This is a genomic window from Vicinamibacterales bacterium (genome assembly GCA_041659285.1).
Lineage (GTDB): Bacteria > Acidobacteriota > Vicinamibacteria > Vicinamibacterales > UBA2999 > 12-FULL-67-14b.
On record JBAZYO010000027.1, the window covers coordinates 1 to 13,063 of the forward strand.

The 13,063-nt window shown below is 59.4% G+C and carries 22 protein-coding genes; 3 read left to right on the forward strand and 19 right to left on the reverse strand.

Features of this window, described 5'->3' with window-relative positions; genetic code table 11:
- The 3 genes from WC815_23815 to WC815_23825 all read right to left on the reverse strand — a co-directional run.
- The coding region (locus WC815_23815; protein MFA5911819.1) for a single-stranded DNA-binding protein at positions 1-271 on the reverse strand (271 nt) is incomplete at its 3' end.
- Entirely contained in the window at positions 268-534 is a 267-nt protein-coding gene (locus tag WC815_23820) for a hypothetical protein (protein ID MFA5911820.1), read from the reverse strand. The genes WC815_23815 and WC815_23820, both read right to left, overlap by 4 nt.
- Positions 531-1,244: a hypothetical protein gene (locus WC815_23825; protein MFA5911821.1), complete on the reverse strand. Its 714-nt coding sequence runs from the start codon at positions 1,242-1,244 to the stop codon at positions 531-533. The genes WC815_23820 and WC815_23825 overlap by 4 nt, the downstream gene beginning before the upstream one ends.
- Positions 1,245-1,584: 340 nt before the next feature.
- Here WC815_23825 and WC815_23830 point away from each other — a divergent pair, with 340 nt between their 5' ends.
- The gene (locus WC815_23830; protein MFA5911822.1) at positions 1,585-1,773 is read left to right on the forward strand and encodes a hypothetical protein; all 189 of its coding nucleotides are present in this window, start codon (positions 1,585-1,587) and stop codon (positions 1,771-1,773) included.
- Here the strand turns inward: WC815_23830 and WC815_23835 are convergent.
- The 10 genes from WC815_23835 to WC815_23880 form a co-directional block, all read right to left on the reverse strand.
- Entirely contained in the window at positions 1,770-2,009 is a 240-nt protein-coding gene (locus tag WC815_23835) for a hypothetical protein (GenBank protein ID MFA5911823.1), read from the reverse strand. The two genes, WC815_23830 and WC815_23835, sit on opposite strands and share 4 nt — an antisense overlap.
- The gene (locus tag WC815_23840) at positions 2,006-2,461 is read right to left on the reverse strand and encodes a transglycosylase SLT domain-containing protein (GenBank protein MFA5911824.1); all 456 of its coding nucleotides are present in this window, start codon (positions 2,459-2,461) and stop codon (positions 2,006-2,008) included. The genes WC815_23835 and WC815_23840 overlap by 4 nt, the downstream gene beginning before the upstream one ends.
- Positions 2,458-2,769: a hypothetical protein gene (locus WC815_23845; GenBank protein ID MFA5911825.1), complete on the reverse strand. Its 312-nt coding sequence runs from the start codon at positions 2,767-2,769 to the stop codon at positions 2,458-2,460. Before WC815_23845 ends, WC815_23840 begins: the two co-directional genes overlap by 4 nt.
- The gene (locus WC815_23850) at positions 2,756-2,959 is read right to left on the reverse strand and encodes a hypothetical protein (protein MFA5911826.1); all 204 of its coding nucleotides are present in this window, start codon (positions 2,957-2,959) and stop codon (positions 2,756-2,758) included. Before WC815_23850 ends, WC815_23845 begins: the two co-directional genes overlap by 14 nt.
- Positions 2,960-3,165: 206 nt before the next feature.
- A complete protein-coding gene (locus tag WC815_23855) occupies positions 3,166-3,660 on the reverse strand; it encodes a hypothetical protein (protein ID MFA5911827.1) in 495 nt (164 codons plus the stop codon).
- The gene (locus WC815_23860) at positions 3,657-4,064 is read right to left on the reverse strand and encodes a hypothetical protein (protein MFA5911828.1); all 408 of its coding nucleotides are present in this window, start codon (positions 4,062-4,064) and stop codon (positions 3,657-3,659) included. The genes WC815_23855 and WC815_23860 overlap by 4 nt, the downstream gene beginning before the upstream one ends.
- On the reverse strand, positions 4,061-4,414 hold the full coding sequence (locus WC815_23865; protein ID MFA5911829.1) for a VRR-NUC domain-containing protein: 354 nt from the start codon (positions 4,412-4,414) through the stop codon (positions 4,061-4,063). The genes WC815_23860 and WC815_23865 overlap by 4 nt, the downstream gene beginning before the upstream one ends.
- A gap of 106 nt (positions 4,415-4,520) precedes the next feature.
- The gene (locus WC815_23870) at positions 4,521-5,192 is read right to left on the reverse strand and encodes a hypothetical protein (GenBank protein ID MFA5911830.1); all 672 of its coding nucleotides are present in this window, start codon (positions 5,190-5,192) and stop codon (positions 4,521-4,523) included.
- Positions 5,189-5,713, reverse strand: a complete 525-nt coding sequence (locus tag WC815_23875) for a hypothetical protein (protein ID MFA5911831.1) — start codon at positions 5,711-5,713, stop codon at positions 5,189-5,191. Before WC815_23875 ends, WC815_23870 begins: the two co-directional genes overlap by 4 nt.
- Positions 5,710-5,955 (reverse strand): hypothetical protein, encoded by a 246-nt coding sequence (locus WC815_23880; GenBank protein ID MFA5911832.1) that lies wholly within the window; start codon positions 5,953-5,955, stop codon positions 5,710-5,712. The genes WC815_23875 and WC815_23880 overlap by 4 nt, the downstream gene beginning before the upstream one ends.
- 199 nt (positions 5,956-6,154) lie before the next feature.
- Between WC815_23880 and WC815_23885 the strand changes: the two genes are divergently transcribed.
- Positions 6,155-6,454 carry a hypothetical protein gene (locus WC815_23885; protein ID MFA5911833.1) on the forward strand — a complete coding sequence of 100 codons (300 nt, stop codon included), beginning with the start codon at positions 6,155-6,157 and terminating at the stop codon, positions 6,452-6,454.
- 10 nt (positions 6,455-6,464) lie between these two features.
- The gene (locus WC815_23890) at positions 6,465-6,692 is read left to right on the forward strand and encodes a hypothetical protein (GenBank protein MFA5911834.1); all 228 of its coding nucleotides are present in this window, start codon (positions 6,465-6,467) and stop codon (positions 6,690-6,692) included.
- A 51-nt stretch (positions 6,693-6,743) separates the two neighbouring features.
- On the opposite strand, the gene WC815_23895 is transcribed toward WC815_23890, so the two are convergent.
- The 6 genes from WC815_23895 to WC815_23920 are packed head-to-tail and all read right to left on the reverse strand — an operon-like array spanning position 6,744 to position 12,885.
- Entirely contained in the window at positions 6,744-7,172 is a 429-nt protein-coding gene (locus WC815_23895) for a 3TM-type holin (GenBank protein MFA5911835.1), read from the reverse strand.
- Between the two features lie 12 nt (positions 7,173-7,184).
- The gene (locus WC815_23900) at positions 7,185-7,664 is read right to left on the reverse strand and encodes a M15 family metallopeptidase (GenBank protein MFA5911836.1); all 480 of its coding nucleotides are present in this window, start codon (positions 7,662-7,664) and stop codon (positions 7,185-7,187) included.
- Entirely contained in the window at positions 7,661-7,894 is a 234-nt protein-coding gene (locus WC815_23905) for a hypothetical protein (protein MFA5911837.1), read from the reverse strand. Before WC815_23905 ends, WC815_23900 begins: the two co-directional genes overlap by 4 nt.
- Positions 7,894-8,355, reverse strand: a complete 462-nt coding sequence (locus tag WC815_23910) for a hypothetical protein (GenBank protein MFA5911838.1) — start codon at positions 8,353-8,355, stop codon at positions 7,894-7,896. The genes WC815_23905 and WC815_23910 overlap by 1 nt, the downstream gene beginning before the upstream one ends.
- A 34-nt stretch (positions 8,356-8,389) precedes the next feature.
- Positions 8,390-10,084 carry a hypothetical protein gene (locus WC815_23915; GenBank protein MFA5911839.1) on the reverse strand — a complete coding sequence of 565 codons (1,695 nt, stop codon included), beginning with the start codon at positions 10,082-10,084 and terminating at the stop codon, positions 8,390-8,392.
- Positions 10,084-12,885 carry a LamG domain-containing protein gene (locus WC815_23920; protein MFA5911840.1) on the reverse strand — a complete coding sequence of 934 codons (2,802 nt, stop codon included), beginning with the start codon at positions 12,883-12,885 and terminating at the stop codon, positions 10,084-10,086. Before WC815_23920 ends, WC815_23915 begins: the two co-directional genes overlap by 1 nt.
- Between the last annotated feature and the right edge of the window lie 178 nt (positions 12,886-13,063).

The following is a 13,063-nucleotide window of genomic DNA, read 5'->3' on the forward strand; positions in this document are numbered from 1 at the left end:
TGCCATCCGCGTCGATTCTGCGGTATTGCTTGAGTCTCCCGACCACGCGGCAAGCCCGGCCCTGTCGCAATTGCGCCGAGCAATGCTCGCCGAGCTTCGACCACGCTTCCACGTCGAAGCGGCTAACCTCTTTTTCGAGGGTGTCGCCCTGCTTGAAATGCCGATCCGAGACAATGACGAAATCGCACCGGAGACTACCGCTCGGTAGTGTTTCTGTTTTGGGATCTTCCACGACGGTGCCCTCAATCAAGATGCTGTTGAGTGAGTTCACGCGACCTCCCCCGGCTCGCGCGACCCGCTCGTCTCGGCGATGATGACGCGGTCGGTCAGCTCTGCGACGTACTCGTAGTCCACGTCCCGCAATCGCCCGTTCCGGCAGTTTTGCAGCACGTACACGACCTGCTCGCCGATGGTGCGCTCGTAGCTGTAGCCCCGGCCCTGCATGAGGGCGCGGCGGTTGCGGCGTCCGGCGTCTGAGCGCACGTAGCCCAGCACGCGGGCCACGTCGGGGGCGGTGGGGGAGAGGGTGGTCATGATGTGGCCTCGGCGATTCTCGCCTCTACCATTTCGAGGAGCTTGTCATTTAGCTCTTCTTTTTTGGCGTAGGCGGCGGCGTTGGCGGCGTAGGCGGCGGCGGCGTTGGCGGCGTAGGCGGCGTAGGCGGCGGCGGTGGCGGCGGTGGCGGCGGCGGTGGCGTTGGCGGCGGCGGCGGCGGTGGCGGCGTAGGCGGCGGCGGCGGCGGTGGCGTTGGCGGCGTAGGCGGCGGCGGCGTAGGCGTTGGAGGCGGCGGCGTAGGCGTTGGCGTTGGCGGCGGCGGTGGCGTTGGCGGCGTCGGCGGCGGCGGCGTAGGCGTTGTCGGCGGCGGCGTAGGCGTTGGCGTTGGCGGCGGCGTAGGCGGCGGCGTTGGCGGCGGCGGCGGCGGCGGCGTTGGCGGCGTAGGCGGCGTAGGCGGCGTTGGCGGCGTAGGCGGCGGCGTTGGCGTAGGCGGCGTTGGCGAGTTTTTTGTCTCCCGTTTCCAAAAACTTCTGCACGACAATCGGCATATCCCACAGATGGGCCACGGATAAGGCCGCCCACCGCGCAAACGCTCGCAACGTATCGGACACATCGATCCCGCCCCGGAGATAGGTCCGCTCGGTCGCCGCGTGTTTATCGCGGTCGTCGTGCTCGACAATCGTGCCGCCTAGCTCGACCTCCCACACCACGGGGCCGGGCGCGTATTTCACGGCGTCGAGGATGCGCATGGAGCCATGGAGGCCATGCGTACAGGGCACCGGCTTACCTTTGACGGTATGCGTTACCCCTAGGGCGATGTCGCGGCCGTCATTGTACCGAAGCTTCTTTTCCGTCGTTGAGAAATACCACGCTTTCAAACCCGTCCTCCTCGGCTTGGGCATCTTCCGCCCTCGCCTTGTAACTACAGTGTAGTACGTGATACGCATGGCGTCAATAGCAATACCGCGTTTTCCTTGCGATTTGTTTTGACTCCCATGTCATTACCTTGTATACTTTTCATGAGGAGAAAACCGGGAAATGGCACGAAAAAATGATTCCGCTGTCGCTACACCGTGTTACACTTTGCCCATGGCAGAGAAACGCGACCCCTTCCCCATGCGATCCACGAAGACATGGGCGGCCATGGTTTCGGCACAAGCGGCAAAGGAAACGCGCGACCGAACGAACCTGATAGAGCGCGTCATGGTGGCGTACTGCAATGACCCGGCGATCCGGGATCTCGTGCAGCGCTACGAAGACACGCACTCCGCCGCCTAGCCTCCCCGCATGCACGGGCAGCCCTCGTCGATCCAGTACAGCGGCGTGCCGTCGTCGCCCGTATAGCCCGAGCCTGCCCCGTTGGCATTGTCGCCGTCAACGTACCACTGAGGATTAGACCCGTAAGCATTGATCCCGACGTTATAGGGGATATCGGCGATGATGAGTTGCGCCTTCGGGATTCCGTATTGCTTGTAATTTTGAAAATGGTCATTGAATAGGTCAACCCGGTTCATGGCTCCCCCGCTTCGCATATCTTTCGCGCGTAAGCCCGCGTCGTCTCCGGCACGTCCACCACGCGCCCGGCGTTGTAAAAGCACAGCGCCCGCTCCCACGTCGCAAACTGCTTGTGGAGCGCGGCGACATATCGCAGCGCCACCGTCGCATTATCCAGCGGGTCGAGGATGTCGAAGCGCCCGCCCTGCCAGTACTGCGACAGGAGCCAGCCGAGATTGCGCGGATCGGTGTGAAGCTGGTAGAGCCCGAGAGACGAGAAACCCGAGGGCTCAAGGTGGATCGCCGCCGCGTCCCCGCTTGACTCCGCTAGCATCAACGCATGCGCAACGGATCGCGGCACCCCGGCAGCATCGGCGATGCGCATAACGGCGGCATGGGTCGCAGGGCTTATCGGCGCAGCGGCGAGGGGCAGCGACAGCACGAGGAGGGCAGCAAGAAGGAGGGGCTTCATCCGCGCCCCTTGAAGACGTAGTGCCCGCCGCGCGTGGTAGAATGCCAGTACATCATCCACCATAGCGATTCCGCCGGATCGGCGTTTTCGAGCGCCGCGATCATGTCCTCGCAACCGCTCCATCCGCCCGTATGCAGGGTCAGCGAAAAGTTTCCCATCTTGTCAGGACCTTCGAACTTGCCCGAGCCGCATCCGGAGGCCTCGAATAGTTCGAGAATTATTTCGGCACCGGGGCGGAACTTGTGTGCATCAAGGTGCTGGATGGTCTCGATGTCCTGTTCGGTCGGGTAGCCGTCACCGTCCATCATTGCCTCGCCCCCGGTACCGCGTCGCGGCGTGGCTCTCGTCGCGCTCGGGCTCGTCGTCGATGACGTGCGCCTTGACGAAGCGTGCCAGCCGGGAGCGCAGGGTCTCGACGTAGCGAAAGCCCACGGTGCATTCGATCCGGACGACGGGGGCCTTGCGGCAGGTGCGGCCGTCGATAACGATAGTCTGCATTGTTACCTCCTCGAAAAGAAACCGACGGGCCGGTGTGCCGCTCTGCGCTCCTGCGTTTACAGGCCATCCTGGCTTGCGGCACGTCGGGCCACGGTGTAGCCGAATCTCGGATTCGAACCGAGTCGCGCAGGGTACAGGCCCGCGCTCGCCGCCATGGCATCCGGCAAGTGCCGGGCGGGTTAGGCCCGGCGATAGATAGAGACCACCTACCCTTTCGCGGGATCTCCCGCAGCCATTTCCGCGAAGCGCATCCGCGCCCGCTCGCGTTCGTGTTTGCGCTGGATTTTGGCTCTGGCCTTCTCCATTGCGGCATAGTCGGGATCGTGTCGGGCCGCGTGTTCCTGCTGCGCCCATTTCTTGAGTGCATGCTTTTCCCATCGCGCGAGAAGGGCGGCGTACTTCGCCCGGAGTTTCGGGAAGACCTTGGCCAGCAGGCCCCGGAACTTCTTCGAGTAGAACGACGCCTCGCCCTTCTCGCGCAGGCCCTGCTTCTCCGCTGCTTGGCGAACGGCCTTTCGCGCGATCTTGTGCGGGTTGGACAGCCCGCGATTGTCGAGGCGGCCGTGCATGAAGCGGAGCGCGGTCTGTTCGTCTACGCGAGCAAAGGTCATGAGGTGGCCGGTCATGGCGTCACCTTCAAGCCCGTGCTCGTCGCAAAACTCGCGCGCTTCGATAAGCCGCTGCCGAGTCGTCGCCTTCATGCCACGTCCTCCCGGCGCTTCGGCTTGGGCGGCTCGACGTAGCCATAGCCCCGCGCGGCGTATTGGCGGGCACGGCGACCGGGCCAGCCTGCGGCGTTGGAGTGGCCCACGGTGAGGCGGTGCCAGAGCTTCGACCCGCTGCGCTTCTTGCCGCCGAAACCCGACCGAGTGTCGTAGCCGCGTGCATGAGTGCGGTGCTTCTCGGCGGGCTTCCCGAAGCCGAGGAAGCGGAAGAAGCGGGCGACCATGGAGAGGAGGGCGATCAGCGCGCCGGAAAGAAAGTTTTTCGCGAGCGCGTCCTCGGGCTTGTCGCGGCTTTTCTCGAACGCGGCCCGGTGCTGCGCGTTGGTGTAGCGGTTGGTGGTCCGCGCGAGTTCGCGCGCCCGAATGCTGTTGCGCATCATATTCTCCTCCTTGGCTTTGTCAGTTCCCGTTCCACATCTTCGACGCTCCGGGCGATGAACGCCAGCCCGCCCCGCTTGGCAATCTCGGCGAGGAAGATCAACTGTTCTTCGGTGGCTTTCCCGGTCGGGCTCTTGACCTCGATGGCGAGAGGCCGTCCCTCCCATGCGGGGATCTCTGAGCCGATCACGCCGATGATGTCGGAGCATCCGGGGAAGCCGAAGCGCACGAAGCGGGTTTTGCCTGTCTTGTCGGCGAGTTTCACCGCGCCCGTGTTGACGCGCCACGCGAACACCTGACGGATCGCGAGGTATTCGAGGATGGCGGCGAGGACCGCGCCTTCTGGCGTCATACCCGCGACCCCGCCCGCTGCCACATGCAAATAGCGCAGGCCACGGCGGGCTTGCCGATCTCGCCGCGATGGAAGGCTGCGAAGGTGCAGAGGAGGTCGGCGTAGGTCACGGGGTGGCCTTATATGCCGCGACGGCGGCCTCAACCTCGTCCCAGGATATCCATTGGCGCAGCAAATTGGATTGCCATGCCCATGCGGCGTCCCGTGCGGCGTCCCGTGCGGCGTCCCATGCGGCGTCCCGTGCGGCGGCCCCTGCGGCGGCCCCTGCGGCGGCCCGTGCGGCGTCCCGTGCGGCGTCCCGTGCGGCGGCCCCTGCGGCGGCCCCTGCGGCGGCCCGTGCGGCGTCCCATGCGGCGTCCCGTGCGGCGGCCCATGCGGCGGCCCGTGCGGCGTCCCATGCGGCGGCCCATGCGGCGGCCCATGCGGCGGCCCGTGCGGCGTCCCGTGCGGCGGCCCGTGCGGCGGCCCGCTCTTGTTCAGTTGCTTCGCCATTCGAAAAACGCTCGGCAACCACCACCGCGTTGCGGCTCCGCTCGTCTGTCAGCAAATTCCACAATGTCCGACCATCGGCAAGCGGGGTGCCCCGCACGCAGGCACAGGCATAAAGGCGAAGTTTTTTGTCATCCTTGAAATCGATTTTATTGAGCGCCCACATCATCCAGTCGGAGCGCTTGCAGTTGGCCCATGCTTCGGCGAGGGATGGCTGGGTCTTTGCCCATTTCTCGGCCTCGTCGCAGGGATAGAGCGAGCGGAGTATCGCGGCATCTTTTCGGTTCAAAACAGCCTCACTTGCTTGCGGTCCGCGTCTTTCCGGTCGTGGGCCTCCTTGGCGATGCGGGAGGCTGCCGCGATGATCTGACGCAGGCCCTTGTCGCCCAGGGTTTCGCGGGCGTCGGCCATGGCACTATCCATGGGGAAGGGGAGGAGGTTGGCGGGAGAGTCGTCGAGCCCGAGGATGCGGCGGGGGTCAGGGGCTTGCAGGATGCCAGCCTTGACGGACAGGCGTAGCTCGCGGAGAAGGGCACCGGAGAGGCGAGGCCGGAAAGTTTCAAAAGTTGCACGATCTGAATCTTTTGCAACTTTCGAATCTCTCAGCTTGTCGGCGGCTTCCTTGCCCTCGTACTTGGCGAGCCAATCGATGAAGGGCTGGAAGTAGATGCGCGCGCCCCCGGCCCTCGTCGAATAGGGCAATGTCTGCAATTCGGGGTGTCGAGACTGGATCGTCTTGATCGTGGCTTTGCCCAGCCCCGACGCCACCGATACGAAATGCAGGGTCAGTCCCGCAATCTGATCATTCATTCGTCTCCTCCTTCGGCGTATTCCACGCGCTCGCGCCGGATCGGCTCAAATATCAGCCGCCCCTCGTCGTCGCGAAAGGCGCGGAGCATGTCCCGATCCTCTATGCTTTCGGCCTTTATCCATTCGGCGGGGAGTGATACCTGAAGCCCCTTCGCCCCGCAGGGCCTGACCCGGTATTTTTTCGGTAGCGTCATCATGGGCTTAATAATACCCCGGTCTATAGTAATGTCAAGCGATTTCACGCCGATTTCTAAAGATTGTTGTGGTGTATCTATTTGTATAACAATAGTATATTAAAGTATACCATTGTGTGAATCTGTAGGTTCCGTGCCAAGAGGGCGAAAACCGGGGCGGAAAAATCGTACAGAAATCCATCGATTTTCTTTGACAACCCCAAGCGCTTGGGATATAGTGATAGCATCAAGAGATTGAGGAGCGGATATGCGGTACATAAGCAGCCAGCGCTACTTGGACCCCGAGACCGTCGAGACCAAAAAGGCAGAGCTTGAGGATGTCGAATCCGTATCCATCCCCTGCTCTTACGTTGGGATCATCAACGGCGTCGAGTACGCGATGGTAGCCGACAAGCACCACACCCTCGCGGCGGCCCGCGAACTTGGCTTAGAAATAGAGTTTGATGTCAGCCCCGACCCGGAATACCTCGAAGGGGAAGCGCTCCTCGAGGCCCGTTACATAGACTCAAGCTACTACAACATCGAGACGGGAATAGATGAGTTTTGAGGAGGGGGAGATGGACAAGCCCGCGTATTGCACACAGATGGATGGCAATTGCCCGATGTGCGCCCTATCGAGCTACGGCATGGACTGTCAGGGCCGCAACATCGCGGCGGTAGCACTCGGGCGCAGGGGCGGCGCGGCCAAAACCGACGCCAAGCGCGCGGCGAGCGTGGTCAATGGGGCCGCGCCGGTCAAGCCGGGATCGAAGCCGCGCGGGCGGCCCAAGAGCAAGCCCGAGTAAACCGGGGAGAGCGCCCCGGCTCGCGGAGGGCGATCCCGGCCCCTCCCGCCGTCAACGTGCTACGCCCTTGGCTTTTTCGTAGCTCCGCGCTCCCACAAGCCCGAGCATCCCGAGGACGAGCGGCGTTAGCTCCGACAGATCGAGGCGCGGGGCCGCGACTGCCACGCCGAGGAGCGACAGCCCCCACGTCCCGAGCGGGGCGATGACGTACTGGTAGGCGAAGGCGGCGGCGCAGGTCCAGCCGAGAGCGGGCCGCCAGTTTCCCGCGAAGCCACCCCGCGCCACTTCGGCTGCATCCACGGCAGCCTGAGCCGCCATAACCTGCGCGTCTACTTCGGCGAGTTTCATTTCAAGATCGGCCTGCTTGGTAGGATCAAGGACGGCCTGCCCCGTGATGGCGGCGCGAATGTCCAGAGCAGCTTTGCCCACGCCCGCGACGGCCTCGCCGAGGCCCTTGGTATCTATGTTTACGGCTGGCATATTATCTCCTAATTAGACACTCTCTGAAAACTGATAATGTGGATAATCTGGGGCGATTCCGTCGTGCGCCATCGTCCAATCCCCGCCCCACTCGAAACCATGCCGCTTGAACGCCGCTGCGATCTTTGTCCAGCGCGGGTCCGATCCTTCTGGCCACACAGGGCGGCCGTTCTCGGCAGGCACCACGTCTAGGGCGGTCCCTACCTGGTGCGCGCTTCGACCCGTGCCACCCTCGGACTGCTTCCGACCATCGGCATTGGTGACAGTATAGCCATTTTCTGCCGCGCCAATGGGTGCCAGCATCGCGATAGCTCGCGCGGCATTGACGACGCCTATCGGCTTGCGGCCTTGGCACCAAAGCGCGTATTGTTCGTCAGCGGTTCGGCGCGTCGAGGTGACAGCGCAATCGACGCATGCGGCGGCCAGTTCGGCAAGCGCGGAGCGGGCAGCTGCGGCCGGGCCAATGAGTAGCGCATCAAGACTTTTATTCACGGCGTGCTCCCCTTAACGATTCCCGCCAGCCCGAGCACCGCTGCAACGGCTATGCCCACCCACGTCGCGATGACCCCGCCTTTCTTGTCGTGCGTCTCCACATGCCTATCGATGCGCCCTTCGAGAGCATCCACGCGCTCGCACGAGGCCAGACCGTCGAGGCGCTGCATGATCGCTTGCGTTCGTTCGTCGATTCGGGCAAGCATGGCCTTATCGTCTGCGTCTTCCATCACTTAACCTCGTATCTTATAGACTTGGTGCCAAAACGGGTAACGCGCGACATAAGCCGCCAGTAATCGTATTCAATAAGTATTTCGATCTCGGCGGGGTTATAATAAAATCCCAATCTTTGAGGGTCAAGGTATTTCCCTTTATATTTTACAATCGCATGATCTATTCCCGGTTCGTGGATGCCAATCATCAAGGCTTCTGGACCAAGCAAATATACCATATAGACAGCAAGGTCTTCGCAATCGCCTTCACCATCGGCCTCAAGTTCTGCGGGGCTTTTCCAGTAATCTTCTCCTGCTGGCTCGGCATGAAAACGAAATGAGGAAACGACTATCCATGCCTCATCTAAGCTTTCCTTCCCAGCGACATATCCCATGGTATTAATTGCGAATGGTGAACAAGAGGTAAGGACGCAAAAAAACACGCATGTGATAATTACTCGGCCCATGAGTTTGCCCATGCGTCAAATATATCATAAGATTTCGGAATCTGCATCATGAATTATAGCCGCCCGCTGCGGTATCTGCGCAGGCATTCGTGGTTCCGGCATCGGCATATGATACATAATAAGCCGCAGTCGTATTGTTTGTACTCTTGTTACCAAGACACGATTTACATGCCCTAAATCCATACCCCGACCCTCCCCCTGTTGCGGTGACGCTATCTGCAACGCAATCCGTAACCCGCTTAGCGCCAGAGAATCCCGCAGCTATCCCGGCGGCGGAGGTAGAAATCAAGGTAGCACTACAGTTTGTTAATATTCCGTTAATCGAATACCCGAAAAACCCAACCGTAACACCTGCAAACTGATTTTTTATTCTCGTTGCGCTAACGTTTCTTATATTCGCATCTGCGCTGGTATACATAAATACACCTATCACTGTATTTATGTTTCTATTGGTATCACTGCCGTCAATAATAAAATCGCGCAATTCTACACCGGCAGCATTTATGTATATACAATAACTGGACCCGGCTTCATCGTATTCGCCGAATGTTATAATCGTCCTGCTGCCACCGCCCGCTAATGTTATGTTTGCTTTTACCTCGATCTTGGCTGCTAGTAAATAAGTACCTTGGGTCAGTTCGACGCGCCCACCGCCCCACGTCTGAGCAACATAATCAATGGCAGCATTAATCTGAACATCGTCAGCCGTGCCGTCGCAGTAGTAGTCCGCCGTGCCGTGGTAGCCATAGGCCGCGACCACGACATTGTTGCTCCGCCGAGTCCGGCGTCCCGGAGCGCCTCCGCCCTGCGCACGTGCCGCATAAAGCGTCGTCTTCGTCCAGCCCTCGACGACCTCGCGAAACATTGCTATGGTGTGGCCGATGGTACCCGCGCGCTTTTCGCATTGCACATCATAGCATTCGGCAGTGACGTCGATATATTCGTTTGTGTCCGCTGTCCCGAGTTGCAGCCGATACCATTCGCCCGTTTCGTACCATGGCGCAATGCCTTTTATCGAGATTGCATAAATGTGTTTAGGTGTCTGCGTGTATTTGTACCAATAGTCGGCGAGTTTATCGACCTGCGCGGCAGTTATGATGTAATCATTCGATATGGTCTTAACCTTTTCGCCGTTGCGTCGAATATCATCATCGCGCTTGAGCTTGTCCGATACGAGGGCTTTGTCATAGCGCATAATGCGCTTCCCATAAATGGACAGACCCGTCATGTAGACATCATACCCGCGATTGTTTTGGATCGTCACGAGCGCGCGATCGGGCTGCGTCGTGGTATCCAGCGTCACGTCAAGCGCATCATTGGCCGAAAGCGTGTCATCGGACTTTTGGGAGGTCTCGACAAGGCGAGCCCCAGAAACGCCGATAATCCTCGGTTTCTTGGGCTCGCTTTTTTGCAAACCCAAATTGTCGCGGAAACGCGCATCAGCGGCGGCCTGCGCCATTGCGGCCAATTGTTCGGGAGACAAAGGCGGGATGCGGTCTTCCGCCGTGGGCCGCTCCTGGTCCGGCGTGGGCCGCTCCTGGTCCGGCGTGTGGGTTGGGGCAGGTTCCGGGGCATCGAGAGCGATTTGTCCGGGGTGGACGCCTTCTGTGGGGTCGGGGAAGAACGGCCCCGATGCACCCGATACTATCTGCCCAGGATGCATACCTTCTGTGGGATCGGGGAAGAACGCGCCCGCATCAACTGCATCAACCGATTCAAGCCCGGCTTTTTCGGGAGTCATTATGAAAACTTCCCAGCGTCGAAGCTGTCATCATATTTGAGTTCGTGTTCGGTAGCTCCCGACAACGCGGCGAACACTCCACTTGCTATGGCGTGATACAAAAGTTTGCCCCCGTCATGCGTCCATCGGTCATCAGCTTGCCCGGAATATAATAGCTCCTCGCCCGTTTCCTTGACAACTTGTGAGCCGTATACCGCTATAGAATTGATACCCTCGGTTGACAGCGCTGTCCCGATTCCGCCGATATCTTCCACGTCGCCATTTATGTCCTCGTCCGTCTCGTTGTACCGGACCCGCATGGTCAGCACCCCGTCCGGCGTCGCGCCGAGATACGATGCTAATGATGCTTCCCCGATAGCCTTGAGATGCGACCACGGCTGGTCCCCCCGCTCTACCTCCACCCAAGGATGGACCACGTTAACGGAATCCGCGTCTATCGCCACCGTGTCATAGGTCGTCGTAGCAGCCGAGTCTGCGCTCCCGATCCCGGCCGCGCCGTCGGTTGCGTTGAGGAGGAAGTAGTCAAGCGCATCTATCCCGCGCGTCAACATAATACCGTCGGCATAAAATGTCGAAGCTCCGACAGCATAGAACGTAATCCGCAGCTCGGTACAGGTCGATGACAGGATCGTGCGCGAGACATTGACGCGGGTAAAAATAGCCGTGTCGGTACCGCAAACCGTCTCGCTAGCCGTCCCCACCAGCGCACCAGCCACGGTCAATTCCTCGATCTGGATTTTTACAGTTGATGCCGTACCTTGCACGATGAATGCCGAGAAATTGAACACGTCCCCAACGTCGATCTTGTCGGTCGACTCAAACTTGATTACTTGGCGAATATAGTCGCCCGCTCCGGTTGCGATACATTTCAGCGAATAAGTACCAAACTGGGCATAGGTGTTTGATCTGGAAAGCGTTATTCCAGCGCCGGATACCAGCCACGAATTGGCAGGGGTCGCGTTTTCGCCACTTGAATTAAGCGCATAGTTGCGGATCTCTTTCTTCGTCACCAGCCGCGCAATCGCGTGAAACAGGCTCGCAGCCTCGGTCGTCGGGTCGCTCAGCTTGAACGTGTCGAACGCCGACGCCGCCGACAGCCGGGCCTCGCCCAGCTCCGCCACGCAGTCCTCGGCCTCTATGCGCGCCTCGCCATAATATTTGTTTGGGCTGGTGCGATGAAACGCGCCCGGCGTGGTGCGGCCGAGGAACAGAGGCTCGGCCTTGGATAGCGCACCCCAGTCGGCAGGGTTGGCGTAGAGGTAGAGCGCTTCCGCCGCGGTCAGGGCGCGATCGTAGATGCGGAACTCGTCGATTGATCCTGCATTATAGTTTGCAGTGGCGAAGAGCCCAATTTTAAATGGATGCCCAAAGTCATCGAGATCATAGTCAACAAGCGCGTTACTGTTTCTTTCAATTCCATCTATGTACACAATTATGCGCTTCGTTGCGTTCGAACGATCAAACACGAAAACAAGATGATGCCAAGCATTGTCTCGAATATTAAATGTGGTTGCGAAATTGAGCGAAGTGCTGTTTTGCCCTACATATGTCGTAAAGGTTGTGACAGTAATAGCGTACAATGGCACAATAGAAAAGGCGCCTCCGAGGCTATCGTCTGATAAAAATCCGCTTGCAGAATCGGCGTTATGCTTGTACCAAAACGCCATTGTTCTTTTGGCATACAAAGCGGCAGCTTTTGTAATAGTTATTTTATCATCTACTCCATCAACCAACCGGGCCTTACCGCTCATACCATCAACAGGAATAGCCCCGGTAACCGTGGCGCTGTTGCCGTTGCCGGAATTATCGCGCCCCGGAGTCACCAAGTCGTCAAAGCTCCAATGCCCGAAAAGCCCGTCGCGCACCGTATTCGCTGGCGACTCGCTGTCGATCTCCACCCCGACGCGATTCTGCAAATATTTTTGCGTCCCGTTGTACCGGCCGTTGAATGGATCGAACGCGTCATACTGGTCGTCGCTGAATTGACCGTTTATATTCTTGAACGTCAGCCCCGCCGTGTTCGCGCCGGGATTGCCCGTCATCGGCGCGTCAACGCCCTTGCGAAGATCGAACGCCAGCACCCCGCGATCATCCGCAACCTCATGCACAACTGGTATACGGATTCGCTCACGCCCGAGGGTTGTGCCGTTGAAGTCAAAGATGATCTGCCGATCAGCCTTATAGGTCTTGTACTCGCCCGTCGCCAGCGTCTCGTCCAGTTCGTGGATGATCCAATAAGAAAACTCGGCTGCAATTGCCGGGGAAAAGGCAATTTTATTTGCAGGGGTGAATGTGCCCGCGCCGGGAACAACCTGCGCGTCATGGATTGCAACCCCGTTTATCGTGCTGTAAAACCCCTTTAGTTTCGCCGTATTATCAAAATAACAACGGATATAAACCCACTTTTGAAGTGCTGCGGTACTTAGAATGGCGACAGACTGCACCTCCTCACCCACCCCCCCGGAAATGGTATAAAAATTAAACGTGTCGGAAACCGCACGGTAGTAAAGTATTGTCTCACTTGTCGCCGCAGCGACCCCGTAGGTTGTAAATATCCGAGTATCGCTTGCCACGTCATATGCGAATTCGGGCTTGAACCAGCCCTCGATGATAAACCGTTGCGGCAGCGTGTATAGGTAGGTCAAGTCAGTTGTGGCTCCGCACTGCATCCGATACGTCCCGCGCATATTGGTGGATACATCGTTCTTGATATAGGACACGCCCGCTGAGGTCAGGGCGGGGAAAACGCGATTGCGCGGATTGATGTAGAAGTTGTGCTTGTGCGCGAAGTTGGTGCGCATGTCGTCGCGCCAAGACTTTGGCAGATACTTAAGCGCCATCAATACCCCCTGCTTCGCCGCATCTCTGCACGGTTCCCTGCATTGTCAAGATCCCGCTCACGTATGACCGAACCCGCGACATAGGTTTTTCGATTATCAACATAGGTCATACCACGAGAGGCAACGCCCTGTTTTTTAG